At 60.6% G+C, this 6,115-nt stretch carries 8 protein-coding genes and 2 pseudogenes; 8 read left to right on the forward strand and 2 right to left on the reverse strand.

The annotated features are described in order from the left end of the window. The coding region (locus tag EN914_RS20630) for a trypsin-like peptidase domain-containing protein (RefSeq protein ID WP_407067800.1) at positions 1-706 on the reverse strand (706 nt) is incomplete at its 3' end. A gap of 286 nt (positions 707-992) precedes the next feature. On the opposite strand from EN914_RS20630, the gene EN914_RS20635 reads away from it, so the two are divergent. The 8 genes and pseudogenes from EN914_RS20635 to EN914_RS20665 all read left to right on the forward strand — a co-directional run bounded on the left by EN914_RS20635 (position 993) and on the right by EN914_RS20665 (position 5,088). Then, positions 993-1,346, forward strand: a complete 354-nt coding sequence (locus tag EN914_RS20635; protein WP_024505617.1) for a hypothetical protein — start codon at positions 993-995, stop codon at positions 1,344-1,346. A gap of 232 nt (positions 1,347-1,578) precedes the next feature. After that, positions 1,579-2,055 (forward strand): Hsp20 family protein, encoded by a 477-nt coding sequence (locus EN914_RS20640; RefSeq protein ID WP_164752017.1) that lies wholly within the window; start codon positions 1,579-1,581, stop codon positions 2,053-2,055. Positions 2,056-2,128: 73 nt separating this feature from the next. Then, complete coding sequence (locus EN914_RS20645) at positions 2,129-2,638, forward strand: Hsp20/alpha crystallin family protein (protein ID WP_013525023.1); 510 nt, start codon at positions 2,129-2,131, stop codon at positions 2,636-2,638. A gap of 71 nt (positions 2,639-2,709) precedes the next feature. Then, positions 2,710-3,477 (forward strand): NADH dehydrogenase ubiquinone Fe-S protein 4, encoded by a 768-nt coding sequence (locus EN914_RS20650; protein ID WP_024505616.1) that lies wholly within the window; start codon positions 2,710-2,712, stop codon positions 3,475-3,477. A gap of 11 nt (positions 3,478-3,488) precedes the next feature. Next, positions 3,489-3,812 (forward strand): hypothetical protein, encoded by a 324-nt coding sequence (locus EN914_RS20655; RefSeq protein ID WP_024505615.1) that lies wholly within the window; start codon positions 3,489-3,491, stop codon positions 3,810-3,812. Between the two features lie 30 nt (positions 3,813-3,842). Beyond that, positions 3,843-3,953, forward strand: a pseudogene (locus EN914_RS40150) (SPW repeat protein); the annotation flags it as partial. 125 nt (positions 3,954-4,078) lie between these two features. Continuing rightward, positions 4,079-4,201 carry an SPW repeat protein gene (locus tag EN914_RS40155; protein ID WP_407067801.1) on the forward strand — a complete coding sequence of 41 codons (123 nt, stop codon included), beginning with the start codon at positions 4,079-4,081 and terminating at the stop codon, positions 4,199-4,201. Positions 4,202-4,707: 506 nt separating this feature from the next. Continuing rightward, the gene (locus tag EN914_RS20665) at positions 4,708-5,088 is read left to right on the forward strand and encodes a DUF982 domain-containing protein (RefSeq protein ID WP_024505614.1); all 381 of its coding nucleotides are present in this window, start codon (positions 4,708-4,710) and stop codon (positions 5,086-5,088) included. A 627-nt stretch (positions 5,089-5,715) separates the two neighbouring features. Here the strand turns inward: EN914_RS20665 and EN914_RS38740 are convergent. Continuing rightward, positions 5,716-6,115, reverse strand: a pseudogene (locus tag EN914_RS38740) (hypothetical protein); the annotation flags it as partial.

Below are 6,115 nucleotides of genomic sequence, written 5' to 3' on the forward strand. Positions count from 1 at the left end.
GGCCAGTGCTGATCAGTTGGTCGACGATAGTCCGAGCTGTGCGCGAGGGCACCGCGAACCCAATGCCTATGCTACCGCCTGACGGCGACACGATTGCCGTGTTGACTCCGATGACTTCGCCGCGCGCGTTGAACAAAGGACCTCCCGAGTTACCTCTGTTGATCGAGGCGTCAGTCTGCAGGAAATCGTCGTAAGGACCGGCCTGGATATCGCGAGAGCGGGCAGAAAGGACGCCGACAGTGACCGTGCCCCCGAGGCCGAAGGGACTGCCGATGGCGATGGTCCAGGCCCCTGGTTGCATCGCGTCCGAATCCCCCCAGGCCGTCGCCGTCATGTTGGGCCGAGGATCGACTTTCAATACCGCGATGTCGGTTGCCGGATCGCGGCCCACCACCCGGGCGGGCGCCGTCTCCTTGTCGGAGAACACGACGTGAATCTCAGTTGCGTCGGCGACGACATGGTTATTGGTGACGATGTAGCCTTCGGGACTGATCACAAAGCCGGAGCCGAGTGCTTCCCGCACCTGGGGCTGGATACGCCCTCCTCCGTCGAAGGGATTGAGAAAGTCGTTGAGCGTCGTTTGATCCTGGATGATCTGCCTGGTCGTGATGGCGACAACCGCGGGCAGCTTCTGACGCACGATTGCGCTGAAGTCGTTCGGAATTTCCTGTGCGGTGGCCGGAGCAAGGCCGCCAGTCGAGAGCATCAGGGCTCCTGTGATCAAGCCAATGCACAAGTTCCTAGAGAGGTAAGACATGACTGGTTCTCCTGCCGGATTCGGGTCCTTGATTTTCGCCCGACGTCAGAACTGAGATTCTCGCCGATTGTTTCACGGGCTGGATAAAATGGTTCTAAGGCGTTGACCACGGGAAATGTGACCCGTGCCAAGCCATTGAAACTTGCTTGAGACGTCCCAAAATTTCGTCTGGCGGGAATCGCGAGAGCCGCCAAACTCAAACACGCAGGAGATTGTCTGAAGCGGAGGACCATCAATGGAAGCAGCCATTTCGACCCATTTTGCCTCGATTGAACCCGTGGCCCCCGATGTTTTTCTGGACCGATTGCTGCATCCGGCACGGCATTTCAAACATCCCCACGACGTTTTGGCCGACGTTGCCCTGGACGGTCAGGAGAAGCGCGCCATCCTTTCGTCATGGGCGTCGGATGCCTGCGCGGTAGAATCCGTGCCAGCGCTTCGCATGCTGCCGAGGGCGGGTGAACCAGTCAGCTTCGATGCGATCATGGATGCATTGCAACAATTGGATCAATCGGACGAGCTTGCCGGTCCTGATGGCAGTGACAGCGCGATGGTGGCCGGGTTCGTGCCATTCATCGATCGGATTTAAGCGCGACCTGATTGTTCGTGAACCATTGACCCGTCGGCGAGTGACCCCGCCGGCGGGGGGTGGCATGGGTGCGTTTCGCCCGGATTGCCGCTGAAAATTTTCCTAATACCTCTTGAAGGTGCAAGTCGCGATTCTAAATTGATGGTCGCCGGTCGCCTGATGGGGCCGGCAAGACCAGGAGGCGGCAAGGCTCTTGGCGCCTCCTATGATCCATGTTGCTCAAACGGAGGATGTGGTTATGAACCTCGATTTTACCCCCCTGTACCGGTCCAGCATCGGCTTCGACCGCATGGTCGACATGCTTGAAAATGCGAGCCGTGTGGCCTCGTTCGACAACTGGCCGCCCTACGATATCGCCAAGGTTGATGATGATGACTATCGCATCACGATGGCGGTCGCCGGTTTCTCGCAGGACCAGCTGACCATCACTCACCAGCCCAACATGCTGGTCGTGAGCGGGTCGCAATCCGGCGATGAGAACGGCCAGTATCTCTACCGCGGCATCAACGGGCGCGCTTTCGAGCGTCGGTTCGAACTGGCCGATCATGTCAAAGTTGCTGGCGCCAGCCTTGAGAACGGGCTGCTGAGCATCGATCTCAAGCGCGAGGTTCCCGAGGAGATGAAACCGCGCAAGGTCGAGATCTCCAGCGGGGCTCCCATGCCGAAGATCGAAGCCCCCAAGGTCGAGACCGAGAAGCTGGCGGCCTGAGCAATCCACGATGAAGGCATCGCTTGAGCCGGGCGTCCGGCCCGGCTCACAGACCTACGAAAGGAGAAAGACAATGAGCGTACGTGACTTGATCCCATGGGGCCGGGGCAACGGAAACTCGGCGCCCAGTCTCTTCCCTGATGGAGATCGAGACCCCTTCGTCTCCCTCCACCGGGAGGTAAACCGGCTGTTCGATGACGCCTTCCGCAGCTTCGGCGCCAGACTGCCGGCCTTCAGTCCCTCTTTTGCCGCCACTTGGCCCAGCGTCGAAATTTCCGACACGGACAAGGAAGTCCGCGTCACGGCGGAAATACCCGGCCTGGACGAGAGCGACATAGAAGTCCTGCTGGACAACGGGGCGCTCAAGCTTAAAGGCGAGAAGCGTTCCGAGACCGAGGACAAAGACCGGCAGTTCTCCGAGCGCTTCTACGGTCGCTTCGAGCGCCTCATTCCGCTCGGCTACGAGGTCGAGGAAGACAAGGTCAACGCCGCCTTCAAGAACGGGGTGCTGACCGTGACCTTGCCCAAGACCGAGCGGGCGCAGGCGAAGGCCAAGCGGATCGCAATCAACGGCAAGAACTGACGCACGGCAGTATGAGCAGCGGCCGTCACGGCCGCTGCTCGTACCACCCTTCATGATGGGAGGGACAGACAATGGAGACAGCTCAAAGCAGCGACATCAGAAGCCCAACCACGACCTCCGGCCGGCCGGACAATGACAATCGGCCTCGTGTCGACGAGCCGGCTTTGTCAATGGGGCGGTCAGTGTTTCCGGACGGCGTGACGGCACGGATCTACCAGCCATGCCGCTCGGCCATGACCTCGGCAAAGCCCCGCAAGGACTGGCGATTGATCTTCGAACCTCGCACAGCCCCGTTCATCGAGCCGCTGATGGGCTATACGGGCGGCCGGGACACCCTGACCCAGGTTCAACTGGATTTTCCGACGCTGGAGGCGGCGATCCGTTATGCGGAGCGCCAAGGCCTCAGCTACGTGGTGCAGGCTCCATCTTCTGGCTCTCAGGCCAAGGTCAGCAACAGGCAAGCATCGGAGGAGAGGCACGCCTTTTCCGACGTGGTTTGGCAACGGCTACAATTGGCATGGCTCCAGGCAAGCCACAACTATGGCGCTGGTGCACAGGCAGCGCACATACAGACGGCGCTTTCCGAGCCCGAGACATTCTATGCCTCTCCGATGGAGGTGGTGGATGACCCGGTACTCGCACCCGACGAGAAACGTGCCGTGCTCAAGAACTGGGCCTGGAACGAGTACCTGATCGACCTGGCCACCGCTGAAGGCATGCCGGAAAATGCACGTCCCACGCGATTGGACGAGGTTGAGCTCGCTCTGCTGGCCTTGGAAGGCAGTACCCAGAGATTCCAGACTCGGCTCAGCCCGGTACGATCCCGGATAGCCGCATGATGGAGGCAAGAATGGACCCACTGATCGTCTTCGACGCCCAACGGACCATCCCGAACCCCTTCGCGCTTGCGGTCGCGGCAGCAGGGCGGGCGCGCGCACTGGCGCGCGGCGCAGCGCCCCGGCTGGCGGCCAGGCCGAAGAGCCGGCCGCATCTCGCATTGAGTGAGATCGCCGGCAATGCGTTCGAACCTCGGGAGATCGAACCCTTCCTCCTGACTGAGCCGATCTCGCCGAAGGACTGCGTCCGTTTCAAATCCGGACCCAAGAAGCTTTGCGGCATCGGGCCGAACAGGCCCGCTGCCGCACCCGCCCTCGACTCAAGGGCGGTACATTGACGTACTGAAACGCAGGAAAGGAGAATGACGATGTTGAAGACCGACAGCAGCAGGCCGGCGCTCGATGTCGTAAACATCCTTGCCGGCATCGCGCTGGCGCTCTCGCCTTGGCTCCTTGGCTATGCTGCCGATGCTGTTGCCGTCTGGCACGCCTTCATCGCGGGCGTAATCACCGTTCTGATCGCAGCGCGCGCGTTGGTGGCTTCCACAAATATGAGGAATGGGCGAACCTTGTCGTCGGCCTGTGGATTGTGGCCGCACCTTGGGTGCTTGGCTTTGCCGGCCTGGCGGCAGCAATGTGGTCGCACGCCATCGCTGGCGCTGTGGTTGCTGCCCTGGCAGCAGCCAGCCTTTGGCTCGCGAATGACCGACCGCTCTCTGCAGCCTGATCATAGCCGCTGGCGGGTCCGACTCTTCCGGGCCCGCTCTTTTTTTCGCGAGACGATGCCGGCGGCGATGAAAGGCGTTGACGTGCCAGAATTGATGCGCTCCGTTTGACGACCTATATCGCGCGCTGTGTGGAGTGGCCGCAATGGACATGAGTAAAGGAAAACACAACGCCGCCTTCGCTGCGCTGATGCTCTTCCAGCTACGCAGCTCGTGACGCAAATCCAAATAGCCGGTTAGAGGCCTTGCTACGCGACGGCAAGATCGCCGACGTGCAGGTTGGGGGGCCGAGGGCCTCGCGGACAGACGCGCTGGCAGCGGGATGAGGTGCCAATTGCCAAGAGGCTGCTGGGCTCGGCCGGCCAATTCTCTCTTGAACTGAAAAGAGGCATTTCCAATATCCTCTCTGTGCCGAAGGCGTCACGCAGACCGGCATGTTTGCCGAGGAATCATCCTGCGTCACCCGAAGAGACACAAGCGCCGCTTTAGGGCTTGAAGGGAGGTCAAGATGGAGAGCGCTACGTTCAAACAGCCGATTTTCGTGCGAGATGACAGTTTCGTTCTCAAAAAGATCGGTTGCGTCATGGATGCCATAGAATTTCTGGAAGAATGGCCGGTCGAAAGGCGCGGCCTTCTCCACGGAGCGGCCTGTGATACATGCTACTCGGCGTATGATGGTCGCAAGTCGGTCGAGGCCGCGCACAAGGCGTTTGCGACCTGGGCACGCAGGGTGGGTGTGATCGAAGACGTTCCCTTGGCGCCGTCTTGGATGACAGGGCCGAAGATTGGCAGTGCACACGAACTAACCGTTAAAACTCTCTGCGGCGGCAATCACGCCGCCGCAGCAAACAATCTGCCACGCGCTCACGAGGAGGAGAGGCTCGGTTGACCAGATGACGGACGGGCTGCGCCGGCAACTCGCGCTATCGTATTCGGGGGGTCCGGACGATCGCCCTCCCGCTGCCAACCCCGATGAGCAAAGAGCCTTTCACATTTGCAAGCCGCAGCCGCCGATTGCAGCCCAAGCCGAACACAGGCCTTCACTGCACCAAAAAGTCCGCTACACATAAGGCATGGTGCATTCATGGCCTTGCGGACGGGCGAAGCCGTGAGGCGATACTCGCCCACGCCTCGACCAGTCACGGCACAGCGGATTGAGCGAGTACTCGACCGCGTCGCCGAAATCATTGTGGCACGAGGTGAGCATGGTGAGGCATGGCTCCCGTTATACGACCACTTGGAACGCGCCTTGCAGGACAACCGGGCGAAGGAAGAACGTCTTGCCGCAGTGCGTCAGCGGGTCATACGATCCCAGGATCGAGCGGCCACACGATCTTCATAGTTCCTGTTGCCACATCTTCATGTCGCCGTCCTCGCCATATTTCGGCCGGTAGATCGGGTAGCCCATCAACATGCGCCGAAGCTCCTCGCCGAGCCTACCGTTCTTCATGCGGTCTTCGAACGAGCGGCGCAGTGAATAGACAGTGTGTATTGTTCTCGGCGGCCGCCGACCGCGTCAACAGATGATGATTTGGCAGGCTCGCCTATCGTGCTCTCGGCTAGTCCGCAGGATCGTGCCGAGGAGCTCGGCGACCAATATCTCTGCGAGAGGTCGATAGACGAATCCCAGGGACTCGACGCGCTTGATGTGGATTTTCACCAGCATCAACGAAGCCCACAAAGCATTGTCAGCAGCCTCATGGAGATCTCGGGCGGTGCGCGCCTTTATCCGGTCTGTGTTGTCGAGGGCGCGGCGCACGAGCACGCAGCGCTCGTCGAGGTCCCTGACCTCTCTGGGCACACGGCGATAGTAATGGAAATGATCGCCCCTCCGTTGCAGGAAGCGGTCGGGATGATGCTGTCCGCGTCGTCTTCCCGGGCAGCAATTCAGGGCGCAGCAATCTGCGTTGCCCACC

This window comes from Mesorhizobium sp. M7A.F.Ca.CA.001.08.2.1 (assembly GCF_003998455.1).
Lineage (GTDB): Bacteria > Pseudomonadota > Alphaproteobacteria > Rhizobiales > Rhizobiaceae > Mesorhizobium > Mesorhizobium ciceri.

Excerpts from the sequence above, each read along its gene's own strand:
- EN914_RS20635 (WP_024505617.1), top strand. The coding sequence starts at position 993 with ATGGAAGCAGCCATTTCGACCCATTTTGCCTCGATTGAACCCGTGGCC.
- EN914_RS20645 (WP_013525023.1), top strand. The coding sequence starts at position 2,129 with ATGAGCGTACGTGACTTGATCCCATGGGGCCGGGGCAACGGAAACTCG.
- EN914_RS20650 (WP_024505616.1), top strand. The coding sequence starts at position 2,710 with ATGGAGACAGCTCAAAGCAGCGACATCAGAAGCCCAACCACGACCTCC.
- EN914_RS20655 (WP_024505615.1), top strand. The coding sequence starts at position 3,489 with ATGGACCCACTGATCGTCTTCGACGCCCAACGGACCATCCCGAACCCC.
- EN914_RS20665 (WP_024505614.1), top strand. The coding sequence starts at position 4,708 with ATGGAGAGCGCTACGTTCAAACAGCCGATTTTCGTGCGAGATGACAGT.